Genomic DNA, 24780 nt, shown 5'->3' on the forward strand with positions numbered 1-24780 from the left:
AGTGATCGGGTTGCCGGGCTGCCACGCGAGTCGTACCGTCAACAAGACGGACGTACGGTTTGGAGGCTGCGATGTGGGATCCGACGACGTACCTGCGCTACTCCGACGAGCGCTCCCGCCCCTTTCACGACCTGCTCAGCCGGATCCCCGCCGCCCGGCCCCGAACGGTGATCGACCTCGGCTGCGGTCCCGGCCACCTCACCGCCGTCCTGGCCGAACGCTGGCCGAACGCGCGGGTCGTCGGCCTCGACTCCGCGCCCGAGATGATCGACCGCGCGCGGGCGCTGCCGACCCCGGTCGAGTTCGCCGTCGCCGACCTGCGCGACTGGCGGCCAACCGGTGACGAGGACGTGGTGGTCACGACCGCGGCCCTGCAGTGGGTGCCCGGCCACCAGGAGTTGCTGCGCCGCTGGGCCGTCGAGCTGCCCGCCGGCGCCTGGCTCGCCATGCAGGTCCCCGGCAACTTCGACGCCCCGTCACACCGGGCACTGCGCGAGGTCGCCGGTCTCCCGGCCTGGCGGGCCGAGCTGGCCCCGCTCCAGCGGGCCGACCCCGTCGACGACCCGGCCGACTACGCGGACCTGCTGACCACCGCGGGCTGCGCGGTGGACGCCTGGGAGACTACCTACGTGCACCTGCTGCCGGCCGATCCCGCCGCCGACCACCCGGTACTGGCCTGGATGGAGGGCACCGCGCTGCGACCCGTCCGGGCCGCGCTGGACGCCGCCGGCTGGTCGGCCTTCCGGGCCGAGCTGGGGGTACGCCTCAGCGCCGCCTACCCGGTGCGGCACGGTCAGGTGTCCTTCCCGTTCCGCCGTGTCTTCGTCGTCGCCCGTACCGGCGCCCCCGCACAGGAGAATCCGTGACCGATCTGACCACCTTCATCGCCGGTCTGCCCAAGGTGGAGCTGCACGTGCACCACGTCGGCTCCGCCTCGCCCCGGATCGTCGCCGAGCTGGCCGCCCGCCACGAGGGCAACACCCCCGTCCCGGCCGACCCGGACGCGCTCGCCAGCTACTTCGAGTTCCGCGACTTCGCGCACTTCATCGAGGTCTACCTGAGCGTCGTCGACCTCATCCGGGACCCGGAGGACGTCTGGCTCCTCACCCACGAGGTGGCCCGGGAGCTGGCCCGCCAGCAGGTCCGGTACGCCGAGCTGACCATCACCCCGTACTCGCACGTGCGGCGGGGCATTCCCGCGCCCGCGTTCTGCGAGGCGATCGAGGACGCCCGCAAGCGCGCCGCCGCCGACTTCGGCCTCGACCTGCGCTGGTGCTTCGACATCCCCGGCGAGGCCGGCCTGCCGGCCGCCGAGGAGACGCTGCGGATCGCCCTCGACGAGCGGCCGGACTCGCTGATCAGCTTCGGTCTGGGCGGCCCGGAGATCGGCGTACCCCGGCCGCAGTTCCGGCCCTACTTCGACCAGGCCCGCGCCGCCGGCCTGCGCTCGGTGCCGCACGCCGGCGAGACCACCGGCCCGCAGACCATCTGGGACGCCCTGCACGAGCTGGGCGCGGAGCGGATCGGGCACGGCATCTCCGCCGCACAGGATCCGGAACTGCTCACCTACCTCGCCGAACGGCAGATCGGGATGGAGATCTGCCCGACCTCGAACGTGCGGACCCGGGCCGTGGCCACCCTCGACGAGCACCCGCTGCCCCGGCTGGTCGAGGCCGGGCTGCTGGTCACCATCAACTCCGACGACCCGCCGATGTTCGGCACCACCCTCAACGACGAGTACGCGGTGGCGGCCCGACTGCTCGGTGCGGGCCCGGGGGAGCTGGCCGCGCTGGCCCGCAACGCGGTGACCGCGTCCTTCCTCGACCCGGCCGGCAAGCAGCGGATCATCGAGGAGATCGACGCGTACGTGGCCGACGCCCGCTGAGGTACGGGGTGAGCGGGGCGCGCGGCGGGAGCGTGGGTGTGGGGGGACCTGAGACTCCCGCCGCGCGCACGGCTCCACCGGCCGGTGGGTGCGCGGTGCGCTGGCCGGTGGAACTGGTGGGTTCGTGCACTGATCCTGTCAGCCCGCAAGCGGCTGACCGCGCTCGTTAACCTCGATCTAAGGAAGACTTGTGCCGCCGCACAGCCCCGGCCCGCCCGGCCGATCGGAGCGTGCCCATCAACCGATCGGCCGGGCGGACCTCGGCCGTCGGTCGACAGTGCTCGGTCGCCGGTCGGGCGGTCCTCGCCCGCCGGTGGACGCTCAGTCGTCGGTGGGGCGCTGGCGGGGCCAGCGACGACCGCTGCTCTTCTGATCCCGGGCGTCGCGGGCCATCCGGCCCACCAGGCCGAACCTGCTGACCTGCCGGGGCGTCGCCTCGGGGTCGGCGAGCAGCATCACCACGCTGGCGCCGCCCAACCGGGCCCGGTCGATGCTGACCGAGCCGTTCGCCTGCAACGCCACCCGCTTGGCGATGTCCAGGCCGAGCCCCGTCGAGCCCTGGTCGCTGGTGCCCCGCCGCAGCGCCCGGTCCGGGTTGGCGATACCCGGGCCGGCGTCGTCGATCCGGATCGCCACGTACCCGTCGCGGCGGGACACGGCCACCTCGAACGCCGTACCCTGCGGCGTGTAACGGAAGACGTTGCCGATCACCGCGTCCAACGCGGCGGCCAGTTCGGCCCGCGGCACGGGCGCGGGGATGCGCAGTTGGGCGCCGGTCACCCGCTGCGGCCGGTTCTGGTCACCGGCCAGCGCCGCCCAGAACACCATCCGGTCCCGGACCACCTCGCTGACGTCGCACTCGGCCGGGCCGGCCTCGTGCGCCACCGCCTTGCGGGTGGTCTTGATCAGCACGTCGATCTCGCCCTCGAGCGTGACGATCGCCTGCCGGATGCGCCGGATACCCCGCAGCCGGTCCAGCTCCGCCGGGCTGAACGAGCCCACGCTGGTGTCGTCGGACTCCAGCGCCTCCGCGTCGAGCCGGAGCACGGTCAACGGCGTCCGCAGCCGGTGCGACAGGTCGGCCACCAGCTCTCGCTCGTCGGTGCGGGCCGCGTCCAGCCGGTCGGCCATCCGGTTGAAGGCGTACCCGGCCTCCGCCAGCTCGCGCGGGCCGGTCGGCTCCACGCGTACGCCCAAGTCGCCGTCACCGATCGACAGGGCGGCCTTGACCAGACCCTGGGTGGCGTCCACCGCCCGGGCGGCCACCCGGTCGACCACCAGCACCGCCGCGCCGACCATCGCCGCGCCCACCGCGAACAGGAGCAACCAGGTGCCACCGGCGCCCTCGCCCAGCGTCGAGTCCGGCACGAACACCTCGACCACGGCCGTCCGGTCACCCAGGACCACCGGGTCGAGCCGGACCACCCCGCCGTCGACGTCGGTGACCAGCGAGCGGCGGTCGGCGCGGGCCCGGTCCAGGTCGGCGCCACCGGCGCGGCCCGCGGACTCGTCCAGCCCCAACCCGTACACCACCGGCCGGACGGCGGCATCGTCGCCGCTGGCCACGACGGCCCGTTCGACCACCGCGCGGTCCGTGCTCACCGCCAACGCGCCGGTGACCAGCGCGCTGCGTCGGGCCGCCTCGGCGATCGCCTCGTCCCGTGTCTGCCCCCGCAGGCTCAACCCGAGCGGGATCAGGAACGCGAGCGCGACGAGGCTGCACATGCCGGCCGTGAGCAGGGCCAGCGCGGTCCTCAGTCCGGTGCCACCAGCCGGAACCCGACCCCCCGCACGGTGCGCAGGTAGCGCGGCTTCGCCGCGGACTCGCCCATCTTTCGGCGAAGCCAGTACAGGTGTACGTCGATGGTCTGATCCTCGCCGACCGATGGCTGCCGCCATACCTCCTCCAAGAGTTCCCGGCGGGACACTACCCGCCCGGGTCGTGCGGCGAGATACGCCAGCAGGTCGAATTCCTTACGGGTCAGCGCCAGCGGCTCCCCGTCGAGATGGGCGCTGCGCTCACCGACGTCCACCCGCAGCCCGCCGACGGTGTGCACCGCCGGCTGCACCGTCCGGCTGGCCCGTCCGGCGCGCCGCAGGACCGTGGTGATGCGGGCGTCCAGGTGCGCGCCGGTGAACGGCTTGACCATGTAGTCGTCGGCCCCGGCGCGCAGCAGCTTGACCACCGACTGCTCGTCGTCGCGGGCGGTGGCGATGATGATCGGGATGTCGGTGATGCCGCGCAGCATCCGCAGCGCGTCCGAGCCGTCCAGGTCGGGCAGGCCCAGGTCCAACACCACCAGGTCGGGCGTCTCCGCGGCGACCCGTCGCAGCGCGTCCAGGGCGGTGCCCACGGCGTGCACGGCGTGCCCCCGGTCAGCGAGGGACCGCAGCATCGCGCCGCGTACGACGTGATCGTCTTCGACCAGGAGCACGGAGGCCACGACAAGACGGTACTTGGCCTGGCAAGTTGATCGCGTTGCGACGTACCCGGGAAGCGGGCAAGCTGGTACGACGATGTCCTTCACCCTGTTCGCCGACGCTCGGCTGGCGCTCGCCCGAGACAGTCTCGCCGGCCTCTCCACCGGTGACGCGCTCGGCGAGCGGTACGCCCCGCCGGCCACGGCCGTCGTTCCCGGCGACGACGTGCCCGGCGCGTGGGCCGGCCCGTCGGCCACGGCCGTCGTTCCCGGCGACGACGTGCCCGGCGCGTGGGCCGGCCCGTCGGGCGTGGCCGATCCCGGCGCGGGCAGCCTGCCACCGGCACCGTGGTCCTGGACCGACGACACCGAGATGGCCTGCTCGGTCGTCGCCGAACTGGCCGCGGCGGGCGCCATCGACCGGGACCGGCTGGCGCTGGCGTTCGCCGAGCGCTGCGACGCGCGACGCGGCTACGGCGCGGGCGCGATGCTGACCCTGCGGCTGATCCGCAGCGGCACCCCGTGGCCGGTGGCCGCCGCGTCCGCCTTCGACGGGCAGGGCTCCTGCGGAAACGGGGCAGCCATGCGGGTGGGTCCGCTGGGCGCGTACTTCGCCGACTCCACGGCCCGCGCGGCCGCGCAGGCCCGCGCCTCGGCCGAGGTGACCCACGCACACCCCGAGGGGATCGCCGGCGCGGTCGCCGTGGCGGTGGCCGCCGCGCTCGCCGCCCGGGCCCGCCTCGACGGCCACCGACCGGCCCCGGCCCGGCTCCTCGCCGGGGTCGCCGCCGTGGTCGACGCGGGCACCCAGGTGCACCGTGGCGTACACACCGCCATCGGGCTGCTCGGCCGCCCGCTGTCCCGCGTGGTGGCCGCGCTCGGCAACGGCGCCCGGGTGACCGCCCAGGACACCGTCGCGTTCACGCTCTGGGTTGCCGCGACACACCTCGACGACTACCCGACGGCGATCCGGACCTGCGTACGCGCCGGCGGCGACGTGGACACCACGGCCGCCATCGCGGGGGCGGTGGTGGCGGCGTACACCGGGGTCGGCACCCCGGGCGGCGTCCCCGACGCGTGGCTGGCCGCCCGCGAGCCGCTACCCGCCTGGCTGCCCTGACGGCCCTGGTCCGCCCCAGGCTTGATCGACTCGGGCTCCCGGACATTGGGCTGTCCGCGCGGCTCGGATGGCGCGGTTTGCAGGAACCCGGGTGGATCAACGGGAGGCGGACACCGGCTCGTCCGCGCGGCCGGTGATCTCGGCGAGGGAAGGTGGCTCGTCGGCGCTGCCGGTCGCCTCGGCGAGCGCGGCGGCCTGGACCGGGTCGCGCCGCCGCCAACGACTGATCACCCAGCCGATCGCCGCGCCGCCGCCCAGCCCGGCCAGCAGTCCGGCGGCCAGCATTCCGTCGGCGTTGCCGGAATCCTCGTCGCCCTCCCGGCCGACCGGTGCGGGATTCACACCGCTGTCCCCGGCGGCGGGTCCGCCGGCCGCCGGCGCGCCGTGGCCGCCGTGCGCGGCCGGTCCGGCGGCGCCCGGGACCGCCGGCAGCAGCGTCAGCACCGGCGCGCGGTGGTCGCCGCCGGCATCCGCCCACCGGACGACCGTGCCGTCGGCGTACGTCTGGACGACCTCGAACGTGAGCCGCTCGGCCTGCGGCAACGGGCCCATGGACAGGGCCAGTTTGGCCGGGCCGGTCGCACCCTGGCCGACGCGGACCCACGTCACCGCCGTGGTCACGGTGCTCACCCCGGAGGAGTGGATGCCCGCGACCGGCTTGTCCAGGGTCTTGGAGTCGATCCTGGGCGCCCAGCCGTCGACCGACATCGGGTAGACCTCGGCCACCGGCGCGCCGGCCGGCAACCGGATTTCGACCTGCTTGGTCGTCGTGCCGGCGCGCTCCTCGGGCACGCTGAACTCCAGCCGTACGGCGTCGCCCTGCCGCGCCTCCGTCGGGGTGGTCGTCACGTCCGCGGCCTGCGCCGCCGCAGCGGGCCAGAGCAGCAGCCCGACCGCGGTCAGCGCGGTCACCGCCACGATCCGCCGCGGACGGCCACCGCCGTGCGTGCTCGCCATCTCGTGCCCCCATCCCTCTCGGCGCGACCGGCACCGGTTTCCGGCCACACCACGTAGTTCGGATTCGAGACGCGAAAGGTTCAACGCCGACCGTTAGGAAGGGCACCTTGCTCTACCGGAGGCGTTACTAAAGTGCCCTTCCTTACCCGATAGCATCGGCAGGAGCCGACTGCCGGCACCGTTTCGTACTGCTTGGAGGAATCACCGTGTCCGCACCCCGTACCCCCGCCGTGGCCGACCCCGTCGTCGTCGCCGCCGGGACGACGGCGGCCGACGCGGTGGCCGCGGCCGGACTGCCCGCGAACGGCCCCAAGGCGATCGTCGTGGTCCGCGACCCGCAGGGCCAGCTCCGCGACCTGGACTGGTCACCGGCCGAGGAGACCGTCGTCGAGCCGGTCAGCCTGGACTCGCCGGACGGGCTGAACGTGCTGCGGCACTCCACCGCGCACGTGCTCGCGCAGGCCGTGCAGGACGTCTTCCCCGAGGCCAAGCTGGGCATCGGGCCGCCCATCGAGAACGGCTTCTACTACGACTTCGACGTCGACAAGCCGTTCCAGCCCGATGACCTCAGCAAGCTCGAGAAGCGCATGCAGGAGATCATCAAGTCCGGGCAGCGGTTCCGTCGCCGCCGCTTCGGCAGCCTCGACGAGGCGCGCGCCGAGCTGGCCGACGAGCCGTTCAAGCTGGAGTTGATCGAGGTCAAGGGCGAGGGCCTGGACACCGACGAGGTGATGGAGGTCGGCGGCGGCGAGCTGACGATCTACGACAACCTCGACGCCAAGGAGGACAAGGTCTGCTGGTCGGACCTGTGCCGGGGCCCGCACCTGCCGACCACCCGACTGATCGGCGCGTTCAAGCTGATGCGCTCGGCCGCCGCGTACTGGCGCGGGTCGGAGAAGAACCCCCAACTGCAGCGGGTGTACGGCACCGCGTGGCCGACCCGGGACGAGCTGAAGGCGTACCTGAAGCTGTTGGAGGAGGCCGCCCGGCGCGACCACCGCAAGCTCGGCGCGGACCTGGACCTGTTCAGCTTCCCCGACGAGATCGGCTCGGGCCTCGCGGTCTTCCACCCCAAGGGCGGCATCATCCGCCGCGAGATGGAGCAGTACTCGCGGCGGCGGCACGAGGAGGCGGGGTACGAGTTCGTCAACACCCCGCACATCACCAAGGCGCAGCTCTTCCAGACCTCCGGTCACCTGCCGTACTACGCGGACACCATGTTCCCGCCCATGCAGTTGGAGGGCGCGGACTACTACCTCAAGGCGATGAACTGCCCGATGCACAACCTGATCTTCAGGGCGCGCGGGCGGTCGTACCGGGAGCTGCCGCTGCGGATGTTCGAGTTCGGCACGGTCTACCGGTACGAGAAGTCCGGCGTCGTGCACGGCCTCACCCGGGTCCGGGGTCTGACCCAGGACGACTCGCACATCTACTGCACCCGCGAGCAGATGGCCGGCGAGCTGACCACGCTGCTCAGCTTCGTGCTGGACCTGCTGCGCGACTACGGCCTGGACGACTTCTACCTGGAGCTGTCGACCCGGGACGACTCGCCCAAGTTCATCGGGGCCGAGGAGGATTGGGCCGAGGCCACCGAGGCGCTGCGGACCGCCGCCGAGACCTCCGGCCTCGACCTGGTGCCCGACCCGGGTGGCGCGGCGTTCTACGGGCCGAAGATCTCCGTGCAGGCCCGCGACGCGATCGGCCGGACCTGGCAGCTGTCCACCCTCCAGGTCGACTTCAACCAGCCGGAGCGGTTCGGGTTGGAGTACCAGGCCGCCGACGGCACCCGCCAGCGGCCCGTGATGATCCACCGGGCGCTGTTCGGGTCGATCGAGCGGTTCTTCGGGGTGCTCGTCGAGCACTACGCGGGCGCGTTCCCGGCCTGGCTGGCGCCGGTGCAGGTGGTGGGCATCCCGATCCGCGAGGACCACACCGACTACCTGCACGGCTTCGTCGCGGCGCTGCGCGCCGAGGGCATCCGGGCCCAGGTGGACGCGGGTGACGACCGGATGCAGAAGAAGATCCGTACGGCGCAGCAGCAGAAGATCCCGTTCATGGTGATCGCCGGTGACGACGACGTGGCCGCCGGTACGGTCTCCTTCCGTTACCGCGACGGCTCGCAGCGCAACGGCGTGCCGATCGCCGAGGCGGTGACCCACATCCTGGACGTGGTCAGCTCCCGCACCAACATCGGCCCGTCCGCCGCCGCGGAGTAGCGCCCGCTTGTCGCGCGCCGCGCGTCATGATCGTGCTCGATCCAGGATGTAGTGGCCTCCCGCGCCAGGGAGGCCACTACATCCATGGTCGAGCGCGATCTTCAGCCGGGAGGCGGGCTTCCCGTCGTCAGATGCCGCAGTTCGGCGCTGACCAGCCGCCGACCGCCGCCACGTGGGTGTGGTCGTTGTGGTCCGGGTAGCCGGGGCCGAGGATCTGGCCGAAGCCGTGGTAGCGGGCCTGCTGGGCGAGCCGGCAGAACGAGGGTGAGCCGACCAGGTCGACCGCGTCGCCGTACAGGTGCCGGCTGTTCGACGCCCCGCCGACCGCGCTGTTGCAGGCGTAGCTGCGGAAGCTGCTGCTGATCGCGATGGGTACGTCGCCGAGGGCGTGCCGCAGCGCCTGGAGCTTCCACATCGAGACGAGCGCGTTGGCGCGGGCGGTGCTGGCCGAGACCGCGCCGCCGGACCAGGTGCTGTTGCAGTTGTTCAGCTCGGCATAGCTGAAGTTGGCGGGTGTGCAGTCGTCGTCCTGGAGCGCGTAGAGCCGGTTGAAGGTCTGCGGGCCGGCGATCCCGTCCGCGCCCAGCCCGTACGCCTGCTGGAAGCGGATCACCGCCGATCGCGTGGCCGGGCCGAACGCGCCGTCGATGGTGAGCACGGCGGCGTAACCGGGGTAGCCGGCGACGCGGATCTGCAGTTGCCGGACGTCCTCGCCGGACATCCCCTGGGACAGCGTGCGACCCCAGGTGTAGCAGCCGTCGGCGTGCGCGGCGCTGGAGGTGAGGGTGACCCCGGTAACCGTGGTGACGGCGGCCAGCGCGAGCGCCGCGAGGATTCTGCCGATCTGACGGATCATGAAGCTCACCTTCCATTGATCTAATGAAATGGATGAATGGAAGTTTCACGGCTGAGTCTCGACTCCGTCAAGAAGTTGCAGCAGCGAGTTTCCGGTCACGGGTGTCGCGGCCCGCCGGCCCGGCTCCGTAGGATCGGCTCGTGACAGGGGCGGAGCGACACACGGAAAGCGGCGGCATGGCGGACGGCCTGGAACGGCTCTGGACGCCGCACCGGATGACCTACATCTCGGGTGAGGACCGCCCCGCCGAGGGCTACGAGAAGCCGACCGGCTGCCCGTTCTGTCTCGCCCCCGGGCTGCCCGCCGAGGAGAGCCTCGTGGTGGCCCGGGGCGAGCACGTCTTCGTCGTGCTCAACCTCTACCCGTACAACCCGGGACACCTGCTGGTCTGCCCGTACCGGCACGTCGCCGACTACACCGACCTCGACGAGGCGGAGACCGTCGAGCTGGCGTCCCACACGCAGACCGCGATGCGGGTGATCCGCAAGGTGAGCAACGCGCACGGCTTCAACCTCGGCATGAACCAGGGCGGCGTCGCCGGCGCCGGCATCGCCGCCCACCTGCACCAGCACGTGGTGCCGCGTTGGGGCGGCGACGCGAACTTCATGCCGGTGATCGGCCGCACCAAGGTGCTGCCGCAGCTGCTGCACGACACCCGCGACCTGTTCGCCCGCGCCTGGCCGTCCTGACCGCGCCGCCCACGCGGCGTCCGCGCCGGTCCGGCTAGTCGGCGCGCAGCAGCGGCAGCAGCTCCGGCCAGCTCTCCACCCGGTGTACGAGCGGCAGCAGCGCGGCGTACTCGGCTACCTGCGCCGGGCGGGGTCGGAACAGGAACCGGTGCGGCACCGAGTCGAGGTAGCCGAGCACCTCGAGCTTGTCGTCCACGAAGTGGGTCAGGCCGAGCCGCCGGGCGATCGGCGCCTTGGCCGGACGGGTCCGGCAGAAGTGCATCCGCTCGACCGGGATCCCGGTGCGGGCCGTGAAGTCGTGGTGCGCCAACCACTGGAGGGTCCGCCGCTCGGTGGACTCGCCGCACTTGGAGACCAGGTGCACCTCGTCGAACGCCGGCCCGAGCGCCGCGAGCGCGTCGAACGCGCCGTCGACCATGGGCGTACGCAGGTAGTGCGCGCCGAAGAAGGAGGTGTCGGCGTCGTCGTCGGCCGGCTCGATGAGCACCCCGCCGATGTCCACGCCCAGTCGTCGCATGGCGACGATCATGCCGTACGCCGTCGGCGCAGGCGTACCGCGTTTCCGCGTCCGTGGTTGCTACACCCCGGCCCGTGGAAGGTGGCACGATCGGCCGATGGCAGTCACGACACGGATGTTGGGGCGCAGCGGCATCGAGGTCAGCGCCCTCGGCATGGGGTGCTGGGCGATCGCCGGCCCCTGGGCGGAGGGCAGCCAGCCGCTGGGCTGGGGCGCGGTCGACGACGACGAATCGGTGCGGGCCGTACGCCGCGCGCTTGAGCTGGGCGTGACCCTCTTCGACACCGCCGACACGTACGGCGCGGGGCACGGCGAGCGGGTGCTGGGCCGGGCGCTCGCCGGCCACCGGGACGACGCCGTGATCGCCACCAAGTGGGGTTACACGTTCGACGAGGCGACCCGGCAGGCCACCGGCGAGGACGCGTCACCGGCGTACCTGCGGCGGGCCGTTATCGCCTCGCTGCGCCGGTTGGGCACCGACCGGATCGACCTCTACCAGCTCCACCTGGCCGACCTGCCCGTGCACCGGGCGGAGGCGTTGTTCGCCGCCTGCGAGGACCTCGTCGCCGAGGGCCTGATCCGGGCGTACGGGTGGAGCACCGACCGCGCCGACCGGGCCGCCGCGCTCGGGCCGGCCGCCCCGGGCGCCGCCGCCGTGCAGCACGCCCTGTCGGTGCTGCGTGACGCCCCCGAGGTGCTCGCCGTCTGCGACAAGTACGACCTGGCCAGCATCGACCAGGGGCCCCTCGGGATGGGACTGCTCACCGGCAAGTACACCGCCGCGTCCACGCTGCCCCGCGACGACGTACGCGGGTTGACGCCGGGCTGGCTGGAGTGGTTCCGCGGCGGCCGGCCGGCGCCGGAGTGGCTGCGCCGGGTCGGAGCGGTCCGTGCCGCGCTGACCGCCGACGGTCGTACCCTCGCCCAGGGCGCGTTGGGCTGGATCTGGGCCCGCAGCGGGCGGGCCATCCCGATCCCGGGTTGCCGTACCGTCGCCCAGGTCGAAGAGAACGCGGCGGCACTGCACCGCGGCCCGCTACCGGCGGAGCAGTTCGTCGAGGTGGAACGCCAACTCGCCGCCCTGCGCACCGCCGCCCTCCGCGACGCCGACCGCCCCCACTGGCCCCGCCCCACCCACCCCCAGACCCACCCCTGACCCACGCACCGAGCCCAGAGCGCACACCTGCCCAGCCTTCGCGGCGTGCCGCCACGTGCCGCCATGTGCCGCCGCCTGCGGCGTCGTGACGGCCCGCGCCGGCCTGGTCTGGTCCTGTACTGGTCGGGTCTGGTGCCGGCCTGGCTCTGTGTTGGCCTGGCCCTGTGCTGGTGTCGTCCTGTCGAGCTGCCCCGAATATGGGACAACCGAACAGCTCCTCGGCCCACCGCGGCCCACCCGCCATGTGCGCGCGGATGCGCGCGTCTTTGGCCGCCCTCCTCGGCTGCGATGCCCCGAATATGGGGCAGCGCGACAGGACGCGAACACCTAGGGCGCCCCTCCGCCCGGGCCCGCGGCCGCGCAGCAGTCAGGGACGGCCCGTGGCCGCGCAGCAGTCAGGGACGGCCCGCGGCCGCGCAGCCGTCAGGGACGGAGCGCGGGCGATCGGGCCAGCCGAAACGCGGGTCGGCGGGAGCGGAGTGTTACGGGGTTTGCTCCTTGCGGGTCTGGTCGGCCAGGTGGGTGGGCATCGGGTCGTGGCGGACGAAGTGGCGGCGGAAGGTGCCGGTGCCACCGGTCATCGAACGCAGCTCGACGGCGTAGCGCAGCAGTTCCAGGGCCGGCACCTCGGCGCGGACCAGGGTGCGGCCGTCGGCGTCCGGGTCCGGCTCGGTGCCGAGCACCCGGCCGCGCCGGCCGGACAGGTCGCCCAGCACGGCGCCCACCGAGCCGTCCGGCACCCGGATGGTCACCTCGTCGATGGGCTCCAGGAGGGCCGGCTGGCCGCGCTCGGCCGCGTCGCGCAGGGCCAGCGCTCCGGCGGTCTGGAAGGCCGCGTCGGAGGAGTCGACGCTGTGCGCCTTGCCGTCGACCAGGGTGACCCGCAGGTCGACCACCGGGTGGCCGGCGACCAGTCCGCGTTCCAGCTGGGCGCGGACGCCCTTCTCCACCGACGGGATGTAGTTGTGCGGGACGGCGCCGCCGACGACCCGGTCGACGAACTCGAAGCCGGCGCCCCGGGGTAGTGGCTCGACCTCGATGTCGCAGACCGCGTACTGGCCGTGGCCGCCGGACTGCTTGACGTGCCGGCCGTGCCCCCGCGCGGGGGCGGTCAGCGTCTCGCGCAGCGACACCCGCACCGGTTCGGTGTCCAGCTCGACGCCCCCGGAGCGCAGCCGGTCCAGCAGGACGTCCGCGTGCGCCTCGCCCATGCACCAGAGCACCAGTTGGTGGGTCTCCGGGTTGCGGTCCAGCCGCAGGGTGGGGTCGCCGGCGACCAGCCGGGCGAGGTTGCGGGCGAGGGCGTCCTCGTCGGCGCGGCTGCGGGCGACGATCGCCACCGGCAGCAGCGGCTCCGGCATCTCCCACGGCGCGATCAGCAGCGGGTCGTCCTTGGCCGACACGGTGTCGCCGGTCTCCGCGCTGGGCGACTTGGTGATCGCGCAGATGTCGCCGGCGACGCAGTGCGGCACCTCGCGCAGGGTGGCGCCCAGCGGGGTGTAGAGGTGCCCGACCCGCTCGTCGGCGTCATGGTCGGGGTGCCCGCGCTCGGCCATGCCGTGCCCGCAGACGTGCACCGTGTCGTCGGGACGCAGCGTGCCGGAGAAGACCCGCACCAGCGAGACGCGGCCGACGTGCCGGTCGACGGTGGTCTTGACGACCTCGGCCACGAGCGGGCCGTCCGGATCGCAGGTCAGCGGCGGGCGGGGCGAGCCGTCCACCCCGGTGACCGCCGGCAGCTCGTGCTCCAACGGTGACGGGAACGCCGCGGTCAGCACCTCCAGCAGCGCGTCCAGGCCGACGCCGGTCTCGGCGCAGACCGGCACCGCCGGATAGAAGTGACCCCGCGCGACCGCCTTCTCCAGGTCGTCGACGAGCACCTCGGTGCTGATCTCCTCGCCGTCGAGGTAGCGGTCCATGAGGGTCTCGTCCTCGCTCTCGGCGATGATCCCCTCGATCAGCTCGTCGCGGGACTCGTCGATGGCCCGCTGGTGCTCCGGGTCCGGGTCGCGGACGTCCGCGGGCAGCCCGGCGGTGTAGTCGAAGACCCGGCAAGTGATCAGCCCGAGCAGACCCTCGGTGGAGACCCCGTCGTCGCCGAGCATCGGCAGGTAGAGCGGCATCACGTTGTCGCCGAAGACCCGCTGGCAGAGCGCGACCGTCTCATCGAAGTCGGCGCGGGGCGCGTCCAGGCGGGTCACCGCGACGGCGCGCGGCATGTCGACCGCCGCGCACTCCTCCCACAGGGCGACGGTGGCCGCGTCCATGCCGCCGGCGGCGGAGACCACGAACAGCGCGGCGTCGGCGGCCCGCAGACCGGCCCGCAGCTCGCCCACGAAGTCGGCGTACCCGGGCGTGTCCAGCAGGTTGACCTTGATGCCGTCGTGCAGCAGGGGCGCGCACGACAGGCTCACCGAGCGCTGCTGGCGTACCGCCGCGGGGTCGTGGTCGCCCACGGTCGTGCCGTCGACGACGCTGCCGGCCCGGCCGATCGTGCCGGTCGCGGCGAGCAGGGCCTCGACGAGCGTGGTCTTGCCCGCGCCGGAGTGCCCGACGAGCGCCACGTTGCGAACCCGCGCGGGTTCGGTCACCACCGGCGTGCCGCCGGCGGCCCCCTTGTCCTGATGTTTCTGCGCCATGGGGCGCACCTCCCTCAGCCGGTGGTGGGTGGCGACCGCCGCGCGAGGTGGAAGCGGCCCGGGGCGAGTGCGCGGCGATATCCTCCGGTGGTCTGCTGCCCGGTGAGAACTCAACGGGTGGACGGGTGAGCTGGCTCACCTCCCGGCTCGATCTCACACCCGTTGCCGGACACGCACAAGCCTGCCCCGGGCGGGTCGTCCGGACCGGCGTTATGGCCGGAGCTGCGCGGACCGTTATCGTGGGGACCGCCATGGCGAAGATCTTCCAAGTGTCGGCCCGCGCGGGGATGACCCGCGTCGTCGAGCCGATTGCCCGCGCCCTGCTGCGCGCGGGCGTCACCCCTAATGTCGTCACCGTCGCGGGCACCGTTGGTGTGCTCGTCGGCGCGCTCGGCTTCGGTGCCCGCGGCCATCTGGTCGCGGGCGCGTTGATCGTGACTCTGTTCGCGTTGACCGACCTGCTCGACGGGACGATGGCCCGGATGAGCGGCGGCTCCACCCGGTTCGGCGCGTTCCTCGACTCAAGCATGGACCGGGTCGCCGACAGCGCCGTCTTCGGCGCGGTGGCGTACTGGCTGGCCACCCGGGGCGACCACTCGGGCGTCGCCGCCGCGCTGCTCTGCCTGGCCGCCGGCGGGCTCGTCTCGTACGTGAAGGCCCGTGCCGAAGGGCTGGGCATGACCTGCAACGTGGGCATCGCCGAGCGCACCGAGCGACTGCTGATCGTCGGTGTCGGTGGGATCCTCACCGGCGTGGGCGTGAAGCCCGCGTTGGAGATCGCGCTCTGGCTGCTGGCCGCCATCTCGATCTTCACGGTGGGGCAGCGGATGGCGCACGTCTACCGCCAGGCCCAGCAGCTCCAGCCGGATGGCCAGGCGTGAGCGCGACCGGCGGCCGGGCCGCGTGAACCTCACCGAGCTGGGCTACCTCGCCGGCTGGCGGCTGGTCCGCGCGCTGCCCCGGTCGCTGGCGGCGGCGGCCTTCGCGGCGGGCGCGGACCGCGCGTACCGCCGGGGCGGCGGGGGTACGGCCCGACTGCGCGCCAACCTGCGCCGGGTGGTCGGCCCGGAGGTGCCCGAGGCCGAGCTGGACGATCTCGTGCGGCGTGGCATGCGCTCGTACGCCCGGTACTGGATGGAGGCGTTCCGCCTGCCGTCGTTGAGCCGGGCGCAGATCCTGTCCGGGTTCCGGCTCGACGGCGCGGAGCTGCTGGCCGCCGACGTCGCCGCCGGCCGGGGCGCGGTGGTGGCGCTGCCGCACGCCGGCAACTGGGACGCGGCGGGCGCCTGGGTGGCGGCCACCGGCTGGCCGATCAGCACGGTGATGGAACGGCTCAAGCCGGAGGGCGTGTACAAGCGGTTCCTGGCGTTCCGCGGAAAGCTGGGCATGGAGATCCTGCCCACCCATGGCGGCCCGCGTCCGGCGTTCGACGTGCTGCTGGACCGGCTGCGCTCAGGCGCGGTCGTGCCGCTGCTGGCCGACCGGGACCTGTCGGCCCGTGGCGTCGAGGTGGACTTCTTCGGCGCGAAGACGCGTATGCCCGCCGGCCCCGCGCTGCTCGCGATACACACCGGTGCGCCGCTCTACGTGGCCTCGATGTGGTACGAGCAGGACCGGGCGTGCGCGTCGCTCGCCGGCCCGCTGCCGGTGCCCGGCCCGGAGGCGGGGCCACTGGACGCGCGGGTCCGGTCGCTGACCCAGATGATCGCCGACCGTCTGGCGACGGGCATCGCCCGGCATCCGCAAGACTGGCACATGTTGCAGCGGATGTGGCTGGACCAGCGCGGCGCGGGGGGCACGGACCTGCCGGCGTCGACCTCGGGTCGGTCCTGAAGGGGGTGGCTGACGCATGCGGATCGGTATCGTCTGCCCGTACTCCTTCGACGTCCCCGGCGGCGTGCAGAACCACGTCGTGGACCTCGCCGAGACGCTGATCACCCTCGGGCACGAGGTCAGCGTGCTCGCGCCGGCCGACGAGGACGCCGACCTGCCGGGGTACGTGGTGTCCGCCGGTCGGGCGGTGCCGCTGCCGTACAACGGGTCGGTGGCCCGGATCGCGTTCGGCCCGGTCTCCACGGCCCGCGTCCGGCGTTGGCTCACCAACGGTGACTTCGACGTGCTGCACGTACACGAGCCGCTGACGTTGAGCCTGTCGCTGCTGGCGGTGCTGTCGGCGCGCGGGCCGGTGGTGGCCACCTTCCACACGGCGATGACCCGCTCGCGGGTGCTGGCGGCCGCCCAGGGCGTGCTGCAGATCGTGTTGGAGCGGATCACCGCCCGGATCGCGGTGAGCGCGCTGGCCCGCAAGGTGCAGGTCGAGCACATGGACGGCGGCGCGGTGGAGATCCCCAACGGGGTGGCGGTGGCGAAGTTCGCCGACGCCGAGCCGCTGCCGGAGTGGCCGGGGGAGTGTGGGCCGGGCACCGGCGGCACGCTGGGCTTCCTGGGGCGGTTCACGGAGGCGCGCAAGGGCTTCCCGGTGCTGCGGGACGCCTTCGTGGCGCTGGCGGCGACCCGTCCGGGCCTGCGGCTGCTGGTCGCCGGCCCGGGTGACCCGGACGACCTGTACGACCAGTTCCCGGCCGAGCTGCGGGATCGGGTGACGTTCCTCGGTCTGGTCTCCGAGCCGGACAAGGCGCGGATGCTGCGCAGCGTGCACCTGTACGTGGCGCCGAACACCGGCGGCGAGTCGTTCGGCATGATCCTCACCGAGGCGTTGGCCGCCGGCACCACGGTCGTGGCGAGCGACCTGGACGCGTTCCGGCGGGTGCTCGACGGTGGGCGGGCGGGGCGGTTGTTCCCGACCGGCGACGCGGTCGGGCTGCGGGACGCGCTGTCCGAGTTGCTCGACGATCCGGGAGCACGGGCCGCGCTGACGGCCTGCGGTGATCAGGTGGTGGCGAATTTCGACTGGCCTATGGTTGCCCGCCGTGTTCTGGAGGTATACGCAGCGGCGATCGAGGCGACCGACGGGCGGGTCATCGACCAGGAATGGGTGGGGCTGGGCTGAGCCGGAGTGACCGATGGTGCGCCTGGTGACGCCGGTGACGAGCGGCGACGCGCGCGATGGAGGAGAAACGGAGCAGCACTACGATGCCGCACATGTGGTGGGTGGTGGCCGCGAGTGTGCTCGTGGGGGTGCTTGCGGCGTACCTCATCTGGACCGCCGGCCGGGTCGAGCGGCTGCAGGCCCGCGCGGAGCTTGCGGCGCGGGCCCTCGACGCCCACCTGTTGCGCCGGGCGGCGGCCGCCGCGGTGCTGGCCGAGCGGCGGTTCGGCGTCGAGCTGTACGCGGCGGCCCGGATCGCGCTCGACGCCGTGCCGGACGAGCGGGAGGCGGCGGAGAACGACCTGACCCGGCAGCTACGCACGGTGCGGTTGGACCCGGCCGACGCGGACTGCACGGCGGTCATCGCGGCGAGCCGCCGGCTCGCGTTGTCCCGGCAGGTACACACCGACCTGGTCCGCGACGCCCGGTCGGCGCGTAGCCGTCCGCTGGTGCGGTTGTTGCGGATGGGGCGGGGTCGCCAGTGGCCGCGCTACTTCGACATCGACGATCCGACGCTCGTCGTGCCGGCGGACGTGCCGGCGGGCTGACCAGGTCGGCAGCGGTGCCGGCAGACCGTGAGCGGGGCCACAGAGCAGGCCACCGGGGGCCTGATTGGCTGTCGAAGCGGCGTTGCGCCGTGCGTAGCATTTTCGCTGCCACCGCCCGCCGCACGTTCTAGGAGCGCCGATCCGTGTCCGACACCAACGCCTCGACCACCGGTACCGCCCCCGTAGTCGGCACGGCCCGCGTGAAGCGGGGCATGGCCGAGATGCTCAAGGGCGGCGTGATCATGGACGTCGTCAACGCCGAGCAGGCCAAGATCGCCGAGGACGCCGGCGCGGTCGCGGTGATGGCGTTGGAGCGGGTGCCCGCCGACATCCGCGCGCAGGGCGGGGTGTCCCGGATGAGCGACCCCGACATGATCGACGGCATCATCTCCGCCGTGTCGATCCCGGTGATGGCCAAGGCCCGCATCGGGCACTTCGTCGAGGCGCAGATCCTCCAGTCGCTGGGCGTGGACTACGTCGACGAGTCCGAGGTGCTGACCCCGGCCGACTACGCGAACCACATCGACAAGTGGGCGTTCACGGTGCCCTTCGTCTGCGGCGCGACCAACCTGGGCGAGGCGCTGCGCCGGATCACCGAGGGCGCGGCCATGATCCGCTCCAAGGGCGAGGCCGGCACCGGTGACGTCTCGAACGCCACCACCCACATGCGGAAGATCCGCCAGGAGATCCGCCGGCTGTCGTCGCTGCCGGCCGACGAGCTGTACGTGGCGGCCAAGGAGTTGCAGGCCCCGTACGAGCTGGTCAAGGAGGTCGCCGAGAGCGGCAAGCTGCCGGTCGTGCTGTTCACCGCCGGCGGGATCGCCACCCCGGCCGACGCCGCGATGATGATGCAGCTCGGCGCGGAGGGCGTATTCGTCGGCTCCGGCATCTTCAAGGCCGGTAACCCGGCGCAGCGGGCCGCCGCGATCGTCAAGGCCACCACCTTCCACGATGACCCGGACGTGCTGGCGAAGGTCTCACGTGGTCTGGGTGAGGCGATGGTCGGCATCAACGTTGACGAGATTCCCCAGCCGCACCGCCTGGCCGAGCGCGGCTGGTGAGCAAACGCGGCTGGTGTGCAAGGAAGGGCACCTTGTTAACGCCTGACGTATAGGAAGGGCACCTTCCTAACGCGGGATCGAGAGGAACGGTGCAAACGTGGCGACACCAGCGATCGGTGTCCTCGCCCTGCAGGGTGACGTCCGCGAGCATGTGGCGGCACTGACCGCGGCGGGTGCGGACGCCCGTCCGGTCCGCCGGCCGGGCGAGCTGGACGCGGTGGACGGTCTGGTGATCCCCGGCGGCGAGTCCACCACCATCAGCAAGCTCGTCGACATCTTCGAGATGCGCGAGCCGATCGACAAGCGGATCGCTGACGGCATGCCCGTCTACGGCTCCTGCGCCGGCATGATCATGTTGGCCACCGAGGTGCTGGACGGCCGCGCCGACCAGCGCGGTTTCGCCGGCATCGACATGACGGTACGGCGCAACGCGTTCGGGCGGCAGGTCGACTCGTTCGAGGCGCCGGTGGAGATCACCGGCGTGCCGGGCGACCCCTTCCACGCGGTGTTCATCCGCGCGCCATGGGTCGAGCGGGTCGGCCCGGCCGTCGAGGTGATCGGCACGGTGAGCGGCGGCCCGGCCGTCGAGGTGATCGGCACGGTGAGCGGCGGCCCGGCCGCCGAGCGGATTGTGGCGGTCCGGCAGGGCAACCTGCTGGCCACCTCCTTCCACCCCGAGCTGACGGGCGACCTGCGCCTGCACGCGTACTTCGTCGAGCTGGCACGGACCGCCTGAGCGGCCGACACCGCCGCGCGGGCATGGATCGGGCCCCCGGGCCGTTGGTCTGAGCGGGCCCAGACGCCGCGCCGCTGCCCCGGGCGGGTCCCGGGTGTGACATGGCGGGGCGTGACCTCGGTAAGATTGCCGCGGTTCGGCAGGGCCGTCGCCCGGCGCGGCACTTCCCGCGGGGCCGACCGGCCGCCGGACCGCCGGATGCGGCGCGGAATCGGTGCGGCAGTCGACGCAGGCGTGCAATGACAGACGGAGGTAGAAGATGTCCGGCCACTCAAAGTGGGCGACCACCAAGCACAAGAAGGCCGTCATCGACGCCAAGCGCGGCAAGATGTTCGCCAAGCTGATCAAGAACGTCGAGGTGGCCGCCCGGACCGGCGGCGGCGACCCGTCCGGTAACCCGACGCTGTTCGACGCCATCCAGAAGGCGAAGAAGAGCTCGGTTCCCAACGACAACATCGACCGCGCCGTCAAGCGCGGCTCCGGCCTGGAAGCCGGCGGCGCCGACTGGCAGACCATCATGTACGAGGGGTACGGCCCGAACGGCGTGGCGATGCTGATCGAGTGCCTCACCGACAACCGCAACCGGGCGGCCACCGAGGTGCGCACCGCGCTGACCCGCAACGGCGGCTCGCTCGCCGACGCCGGCTCGGTGTCGTACATGTTCTCCCGCAAGGGCGTGGTGATCGTGCCCAAGGAGGGCACCAGCGAGGACGACGTCATGATGGCCGTCCTCGACGCCGGCGCCGAGGAGGTCAACGACCTCGGTGAGGCGTTCGAGGTCGTCTCCGAGCCGACCGACCTGATCCCGGTGCGGACGGCGTTGCAGGACGCCGGCATCGAGTACGAGTCGGCCGAGTCCTCCCTGATCCCCAGCATGAACGTCCCGCTGGACGAAGAGGGCGCCCGCAAGATCTTCAAGCTGATCGACGTCCTGGAGGACTGCGACGACGTGCAGAACGTCTACGCCAACTTCGACGTCTCCGACGACGTGATGGCGGCCGTCGACGCCTGAGGTCCGGCCCGGCCCTTGATCGACTCGACTTCATGAAAAGCGGGGTGTCCGCCGCGTGCGGACACCCCGCTTTCCGTGAACCGGAGTCGATCAAGCACCAAGCGTCCCGCCCACGCTGGCGTCAGCCCTCCGGCACCGGATCGATCAGGAACACCTGGTCGGGTTGGCCTGTGCACGGCTCGGCGGCGGCCTCGGCCGGTACCTCCGTGTCGTCGTCGCGGATGCCCACGCACAGGTCACCGCCCGCCGGTCGCAGGCGGTACGCGTTCGGTGCCGACCCGGTCGGTTCGAAGCGGAACAGTTGGTCCCAGGAGTCGGTGCGGCACTCGTGCTGAGGCTCGATGAGGTTCTGCCCGGGATCCTCGCGGCGCACCGTGAGGCAGCCGATCCCCTTGACCGGGTGCTCCCACCTGACGAAGTACATGCCGTCGGTCACCGGCACCAGGTAGGTCTCCGGCGGTGTGGCGCCCACGCAGGGGCGCTGGACCGCCACCTCGTTCTCGTATCGGGCGCTGCGATCGCGACCCTCGCTGATACAGAGCTGCGGGTCACGGGCGGGATGAATCCGGCTCCGACCGCTGGCCGGCGATCCCTGGCCGGTGCCGGACGCCGTTCCGTTGGCCGAGGCGCTGCCGGTCGGCGACGCGCCGACAGCGGTACGGTCCGACGTCCTGGGCCCGTCGTCGTCCGGCCACCAGAACCAGACGCCGAGACCGACCAGCAGGGTGGCCACGACGAGCAGCGCCAGCGGCCCGGGTCGGGTGAACAAGCCCGATCGCGTCTCGTCTGGGCCGACGGTCAGCACGTCGTCCGCGCGCGCTCCGAACGACGCTTCCACGGGCGGCTCGGCAGAGGCGTACGCGCCCGCGGCCAATCTGTCCCGCGCCCGCAGCCACTCGTCGACCTCGTCAGCGGCGCCGCAGGCGCGCACGAAGGCCGCCAGAACCTCGGGTCGCGGCAGTGTCGACCGGCGCAGGACGTCGGCGGCGGTGCTGCGGGCCAGCACGTCGCCCGCCGCGACCGCGCGCTGTTCCAGTTGCCGGAACGTCAGCCGTGACCGGTCCTTGAGCTGGCGCAGCAGGTCGACGAACTCGGCCGGGTCTGCCGCAGCACGCGGTCGGAGGTCCCCCGTGGTCATCGCCTGATTCTGCTGACCCCGCACGCCTTCGGGCAAGTCGTCGCGGGGTCTGTCCGAGATGGTCGGACACAACCCGGACAGACGGCTCTGAGCTGCGCGGACACCGCATTACCCTGACCAGGGCATTGTCCGCCACGACGCGACTATCTAGCGTTTTCGACGATGACCGCGACGCTCTGCGTCGTGCGAGCCGTCGGGTGGGACCGGGGATCGGTCCAAGCCCGACCACATCAACGACACGGGGGAGATCCGATGATTGACGCTGTCCGGGATCCGGTGCCGCAGGCGGCCACGGCGGGGGAGTACCTGGTGTCACTTCGGAACGTGCGGAGGCGTTCCGGCCTGACGTACCGGGAGATCTCCCGTCGGGCCTCGGCGGCCGGGCACTGGCTCCCGCCGAGCACACTCGCCACCATGCTGGGGCGGAACACGCTTCCCCGGGAACGGACCGTCGTGGCGTTGCTCGCCGCGTGTGGCACGTCCGCGGCCGAGATCGAACGGTGGCTCGACCTACGCCGTGACATCGAAGCGCAGCTCGGCGAGCCGATGCGCCCCACCGGCCAACCGGCGCCCGACGAGCCGGCATACCCGGCGCCGCCGCCTTCCGCTCCGGTGTCCGCCGAGGCGGCCGGTCCCCGCCGGTCCACCGACCGACCACGGCCGGCGCGTCGCCGGCTGTCACTGGGCGCGCTGGCGCTGGTGGGCGCGCTGATCGTGGGCGCGCTGCTGCCCGGCGGCGACGGAATGATCCCCAGGTCGAGCGGCGCCGAATCGAGCGGCGCGTGCCCCGTCGTCCTCCGCCAGGGCATGTACGGCCCCTGCGTGCTGGATGTCCAGGAGCGGCTGGTGGCGGGTGGGTTGGGCGTACCCGTCGACGGGTGGTTCGGACCCGACACCACCAGCCGGGTGATCGCCTTTCAGGCGCTGGCCGCCCTGGAGGTCAGCGGCACGGTGGACGGGCAGGTGCTCGACGCGCTCCAGGACGGTCCGGTGTCGCCTGTCCGGTGGACGGAGAACCGGATCAGCAAGTACCTCCGGGCGAGGTTCCCGGAAGACCCGTCCGAGGCCGTGTGGCTGGCGCGGTGTCTGTCCGGGCTGGATCCGCTACGGGTGGAGGTGACCACCGACGGGTCGCGGCGCTGGGGCCTGTTCCAGTTCAGCGACATGGAGCTGTCACGGCTCGGTGTTGACCGCCGGACCGCGCTGGATCCTGGTTGGAACATCAGTGCGGCGCGCGACGTCTGGTCGCGTACCGGCGACTTCCGCCACTGGCGGTGTCTCCCGTCGTCCTGAGCGGGCGTCGCCGATGCCGTACGGGCAGGCGGGCTCGCGCAGAACGCCGGCCCGGCGCGGACATCCGCGCCGGGCCGCCGTCCCGGGTGCCGCTCAGGTGGTCCGGCGGCGGGTCTTCAGTGCGGTGTCGATCAGTTCCCACACCGCGATCCCGGCGGTGCTCAGCGCGATGATGACCGCGAGGATCTCGCGATTGTCGGCGACCGCCAGCCAGTCGAGCCGCTCACCGAGGGCCGGATTGAGCAGCCGGTCGGAGAGCGCCAGCCACACCACCGGCACCGTGAACGCCAGGTTGAGCAGCGCCTTGGTCGCGAAGAGCCGCCAGCTCCAGCGCCCGATCCGGTACTTGACGATCTCGAACACCACGTCGAGGACCAGCACGCCGATCAGCGCCGGCAGCCAGAACGACCAGAGAGCCGGGTCGAGGAGCGGGATGTTGTCGCCGTCGGTGTCGCGCACCCAGGACTGGTAGTGCTGCCACGGCAGGTAGCCGATGAACACCACCAGCATCGTCACCGTCGCGATGGTGTCGACGAGCGAGATGTCCCGGTGCGCGGGGACGTCGGGGAGTTGGTCGACGGTCCAGTCGGGCAGGTCGACGGTGGGCTGCGACCGCTCGATGAGGACGAACGTCAGGGTGAGCCAGAAGCAGATGTGCACCGCCACGTGCAGGGCGACGACGAGGCCCGGGCCGATGGCGCCGAAGCCCTTGCCCTCGACGACCGCGACGATCGCGACGACCGTGCCGGCGAGCGCCGGGATGAAGCTGAGCAGCAGCTTCAGCAGCCGCAGCCAGATCAGGTAGTAGGTCGGGCCGAGGAGTTGGAGCCGGCGGTCGGCGTAGCGGGCGGCCAACCGGTCGGGGTTGCCCAACTCGGTGAGCACCTCCCGCTCGGCGGCTGCCGCGTTCGCGCCGCCGCCCGTCCGGTCCTCGATCATGTCCTCGATGGAGGCGCGCAACTCGGTGGCGATCTCGTCGCGGCGCGGGGCGGGCACCGAGCGCAGGGTGGCGGCGAGGTAGCGATCGGTCAGGGTGTTCATCGGTCGACTCCTTGGATCAGCCCGGTGATGGAGGTCTGTACGGCGGCGAGGTCGTCCAGGAGCCGGCTCAGCATCGACTCGCCCTCGTCGCTGGTCCGGTAGAACTTGCGCGGCCGGCTCTCCTCGGTGTTCCACTCGCTGGTCAGCAGGCCCTGGTCCTCCAGGCGGCGCAGCAGCGGGTAGAGCGTGTTGGCGTCCACCGGGAAGCCGTGGTCGGTGAGCCGTTGCAGCAGTGCGTAGCCGTAGTCCGGTCGCCGGAGCGCGACCAGGCTGGCCACCACGACGGTGCCTCGACGCAACTCCTGCAGATGCGTCCGTAGAACGTCCTCGCTAACCATGTGTCACACCATACTGTGTGCCACACAGTGTTGTCTACTGAGACATCATCGTGTGTGCCAAGCCCCGCTCGGGCCGCTGGGACGTGCGGGGCGCCCGGTCGACACCGAC

Annotated in this window: 23 protein-coding genes; 14 read left to right on the forward strand and 9 right to left on the reverse strand. The window is 72.6% G+C overall.

The features are described from left to right. Window positions 1-71 precede the first annotated feature (71 nt). Both ACQP03_RS12445 and ACQP03_RS12450 read left to right on the forward strand, forming a co-directional pair. Complete coding sequence (locus ACQP03_RS12445) at window positions 72-866, forward strand: trans-aconitate 2-methyltransferase (protein WP_433460905.1); 795 nt, start codon at window positions 72-74, stop codon at window positions 864-866. After that, a complete protein-coding gene (locus tag ACQP03_RS12450) occupies window positions 863-1885 on the forward strand; it encodes an adenosine deaminase (protein WP_357119649.1) in 1023 nt (340 codons plus the stop codon). Before ACQP03_RS12445 ends, ACQP03_RS12450 begins: the two co-directional genes overlap by 4 nt. Before the next feature lie 321 nt (window positions 1886-2206). On the opposite strand, the gene ACQP03_RS12455 is transcribed toward ACQP03_RS12450, so the two are convergent. Both ACQP03_RS12455 and ACQP03_RS12460 read right to left on the reverse strand, forming a co-directional pair. Next, on the reverse strand, window positions 2207-3610 hold the full coding sequence (locus ACQP03_RS12455; protein WP_357119646.1) for a HAMP domain-containing sensor histidine kinase: 1404 nt from the start codon (window positions 3608-3610) through the stop codon (window positions 2207-2209). Between the two features lie 29 nt (window positions 3611-3639). After that, entirely contained in the window at window positions 3640-4329 is a 690-nt protein-coding gene (locus tag ACQP03_RS12460) for a response regulator transcription factor (RefSeq protein ID WP_074318485.1), read from the reverse strand. Window positions 4330-4402: 73 nt separating this feature from the next. Between ACQP03_RS12460 and ACQP03_RS12465 the strand changes: the two genes are divergently transcribed. Further along, window positions 4403-5425 carry an ADP-ribosylglycohydrolase family protein gene (locus ACQP03_RS12465; RefSeq protein WP_396832166.1) on the forward strand — a complete coding sequence of 341 codons (1023 nt, stop codon included), beginning with the start codon at window positions 4403-4405 and terminating at the stop codon, window positions 5423-5425. Between the two features lie 96 nt (window positions 5426-5521). Here ACQP03_RS12465 and ACQP03_RS12470 read toward each other — a convergent pair whose 3' ends face one another. Next, window positions 5522-6382, reverse strand: a complete 861-nt coding sequence (locus ACQP03_RS12470; protein ID WP_363661002.1) for a DUF1775 domain-containing protein — start codon at window positions 6380-6382, stop codon at window positions 5522-5524. Window positions 6383-6588: 206 nt separating this feature from the next. On the opposite strand from ACQP03_RS12470, the gene thrS reads away from it, so the two are divergent. Next, window positions 6589-8598 carry a threonine--tRNA ligase gene (gene thrS, locus ACQP03_RS12475; RefSeq protein WP_357392865.1) on the forward strand — a complete coding sequence of 670 codons (2010 nt, stop codon included), beginning with the start codon at window positions 6589-6591 and terminating at the stop codon, window positions 8596-8598. A 127-nt stretch (window positions 8599-8725) separates the two neighbouring features. On the opposite strand, the gene ACQP03_RS12480 is transcribed toward thrS, so the two are convergent. After that, complete coding sequence (locus ACQP03_RS12480; protein ID WP_396832164.1) at window positions 8726-9454, reverse strand: D-Ala-D-Ala carboxypeptidase family metallohydrolase; 729 nt, start codon at window positions 9452-9454, stop codon at window positions 8726-8728. Between the two features lie 176 nt (window positions 9455-9630). On the opposite strand from ACQP03_RS12480, the gene ACQP03_RS12485 reads away from it, so the two are divergent. After that, window positions 9631-10143, forward strand: coding sequence for an HIT family protein (locus ACQP03_RS12485; protein ID WP_357120750.1), 513 nt, complete (start codon window positions 9631-9633; stop codon window positions 10141-10143). A 34-nt stretch (window positions 10144-10177) separates the two neighbouring features. Here ACQP03_RS12485 and ACQP03_RS12490 read toward each other — a convergent pair whose 3' ends face one another. After that, a complete protein-coding gene (locus tag ACQP03_RS12490) occupies window positions 10178-10660 on the reverse strand; it encodes a hypothetical protein (RefSeq protein WP_357173485.1) in 483 nt (160 codons plus the stop codon). Between the two features lie 97 nt (window positions 10661-10757). Here ACQP03_RS12490 and ACQP03_RS12495 point away from each other — a divergent pair, with 97 nt between their 5' ends. Further along, window positions 10758-11816, forward strand: coding sequence for an aldo/keto reductase (locus tag ACQP03_RS12495; protein ID WP_357173488.1), 1059 nt, complete (start codon window positions 10758-10760; stop codon window positions 11814-11816). 482 nt (window positions 11817-12298) lie between these two features. Here the strand turns inward: ACQP03_RS12495 and ACQP03_RS12500 are convergent, their stop codons facing one another. Then, on the reverse strand, window positions 12299-14455 hold the full coding sequence (locus ACQP03_RS12500; protein WP_357119623.1) for an elongation factor G-like protein EF-G2: 2157 nt from the start codon (window positions 14453-14455) through the stop codon (window positions 12299-12301). 251 nt (window positions 14456-14706) lie between these two features. Between ACQP03_RS12500 and pgsA the strand changes: the two genes are divergently transcribed. The 7 genes from pgsA (at window position 14707) to ACQP03_RS12535 (ending at window position 20861) form a co-directional block, all read left to right on the forward strand. Continuing rightward, on the forward strand, window positions 14707-15336 hold the full coding sequence (gene pgsA / locus ACQP03_RS12505) for a phosphatidylinositol phosphate synthase (RefSeq protein WP_355053455.1): 630 nt from the start codon (window positions 14707-14709) through the stop codon (window positions 15334-15336). 22 nt (window positions 15337-15358) lie between these two features. Next, window positions 15359-16288 carry a phosphatidylinositol mannoside acyltransferase gene (locus tag ACQP03_RS12510; protein ID WP_357120747.1) on the forward strand — a complete coding sequence of 310 codons (930 nt, stop codon included), beginning with the start codon at window positions 15359-15361 and terminating at the stop codon, window positions 16286-16288. Window positions 16289-16304: 16 nt separating this feature from the next. Next, entirely contained in the window at window positions 16305-17465 is a 1161-nt protein-coding gene (locus ACQP03_RS12515) for a glycosyltransferase family 4 protein (protein WP_357119619.1), read from the forward strand. An 83-nt stretch (window positions 17466-17548) separates the two neighbouring features. Then, the gene (locus tag ACQP03_RS12520) at window positions 17549-18052 is read left to right on the forward strand and encodes a hypothetical protein (RefSeq protein WP_357119615.1); all 504 of its coding nucleotides are present in this window, start codon (window positions 17549-17551) and stop codon (window positions 18050-18052) included. Window positions 18053-18264: 212 nt separating this feature from the next. Next, window positions 18265-19113, forward strand: coding sequence for a pyridoxal 5'-phosphate synthase lyase subunit PdxS (gene pdxS / locus ACQP03_RS12525; RefSeq protein ID WP_231924708.1), 849 nt, complete (start codon window positions 18265-18267; stop codon window positions 19111-19113). Between the two features lie 97 nt (window positions 19114-19210). Further along, the gene (gene pdxT, locus ACQP03_RS12530; RefSeq protein WP_357392863.1) at window positions 19211-19849 is read left to right on the forward strand and encodes a pyridoxal 5'-phosphate synthase glutaminase subunit PdxT; all 639 of its coding nucleotides are present in this window, start codon (window positions 19211-19213) and stop codon (window positions 19847-19849) included. 259 nt (window positions 19850-20108) lie between these two features. After that, on the forward strand, window positions 20109-20861 hold the full coding sequence (locus tag ACQP03_RS12535; protein ID WP_139587604.1) for a YebC/PmpR family DNA-binding transcriptional regulator: 753 nt from the start codon (window positions 20109-20111) through the stop codon (window positions 20859-20861). Window positions 20862-20982: 121 nt separating this feature from the next. On the opposite strand, the gene ACQP03_RS12540 is transcribed toward ACQP03_RS12535, so the two are convergent. Then, complete coding sequence (locus tag ACQP03_RS12540) at window positions 20983-21999, reverse strand: helix-turn-helix domain-containing protein (protein WP_357392862.1); 1017 nt, start codon at window positions 21997-21999, stop codon at window positions 20983-20985. A gap of 252 nt (window positions 22000-22251) precedes the next feature. On the opposite strand from ACQP03_RS12540, the gene ACQP03_RS12545 reads away from it, so the two are divergent. Further along, a complete protein-coding gene (locus ACQP03_RS12545; protein WP_357392861.1) occupies window positions 22252-23292 on the forward strand; it encodes a peptidoglycan-binding protein in 1041 nt (346 codons plus the stop codon). Between the two features lie 93 nt (window positions 23293-23385). On the opposite strand, the gene ACQP03_RS12550 is transcribed toward ACQP03_RS12545, so the two are convergent. Further along, window positions 23386-24333, reverse strand: a complete 948-nt coding sequence (locus ACQP03_RS12550; protein WP_357119599.1) for a permease prefix domain 1-containing protein — start codon at window positions 24331-24333, stop codon at window positions 23386-23388. Next, window positions 24330-24671, reverse strand: coding sequence for a PadR family transcriptional regulator (locus ACQP03_RS12555; protein ID WP_110564981.1), 342 nt, complete (start codon window positions 24669-24671; stop codon window positions 24330-24332). The genes ACQP03_RS12550 and ACQP03_RS12555 overlap by 4 nt, the downstream gene beginning before the upstream one ends. Between the last annotated feature and the right edge of the window lie 109 nt (window positions 24672-24780).

Origin of the sequence: Micromonospora sp. CA-248212, assembly GCF_050948405.1 — a bacterium.
Taxonomy (GTDB): domain Bacteria; phylum Actinomycetota; class Actinomycetes; order Mycobacteriales; family Micromonosporaceae; genus Micromonospora.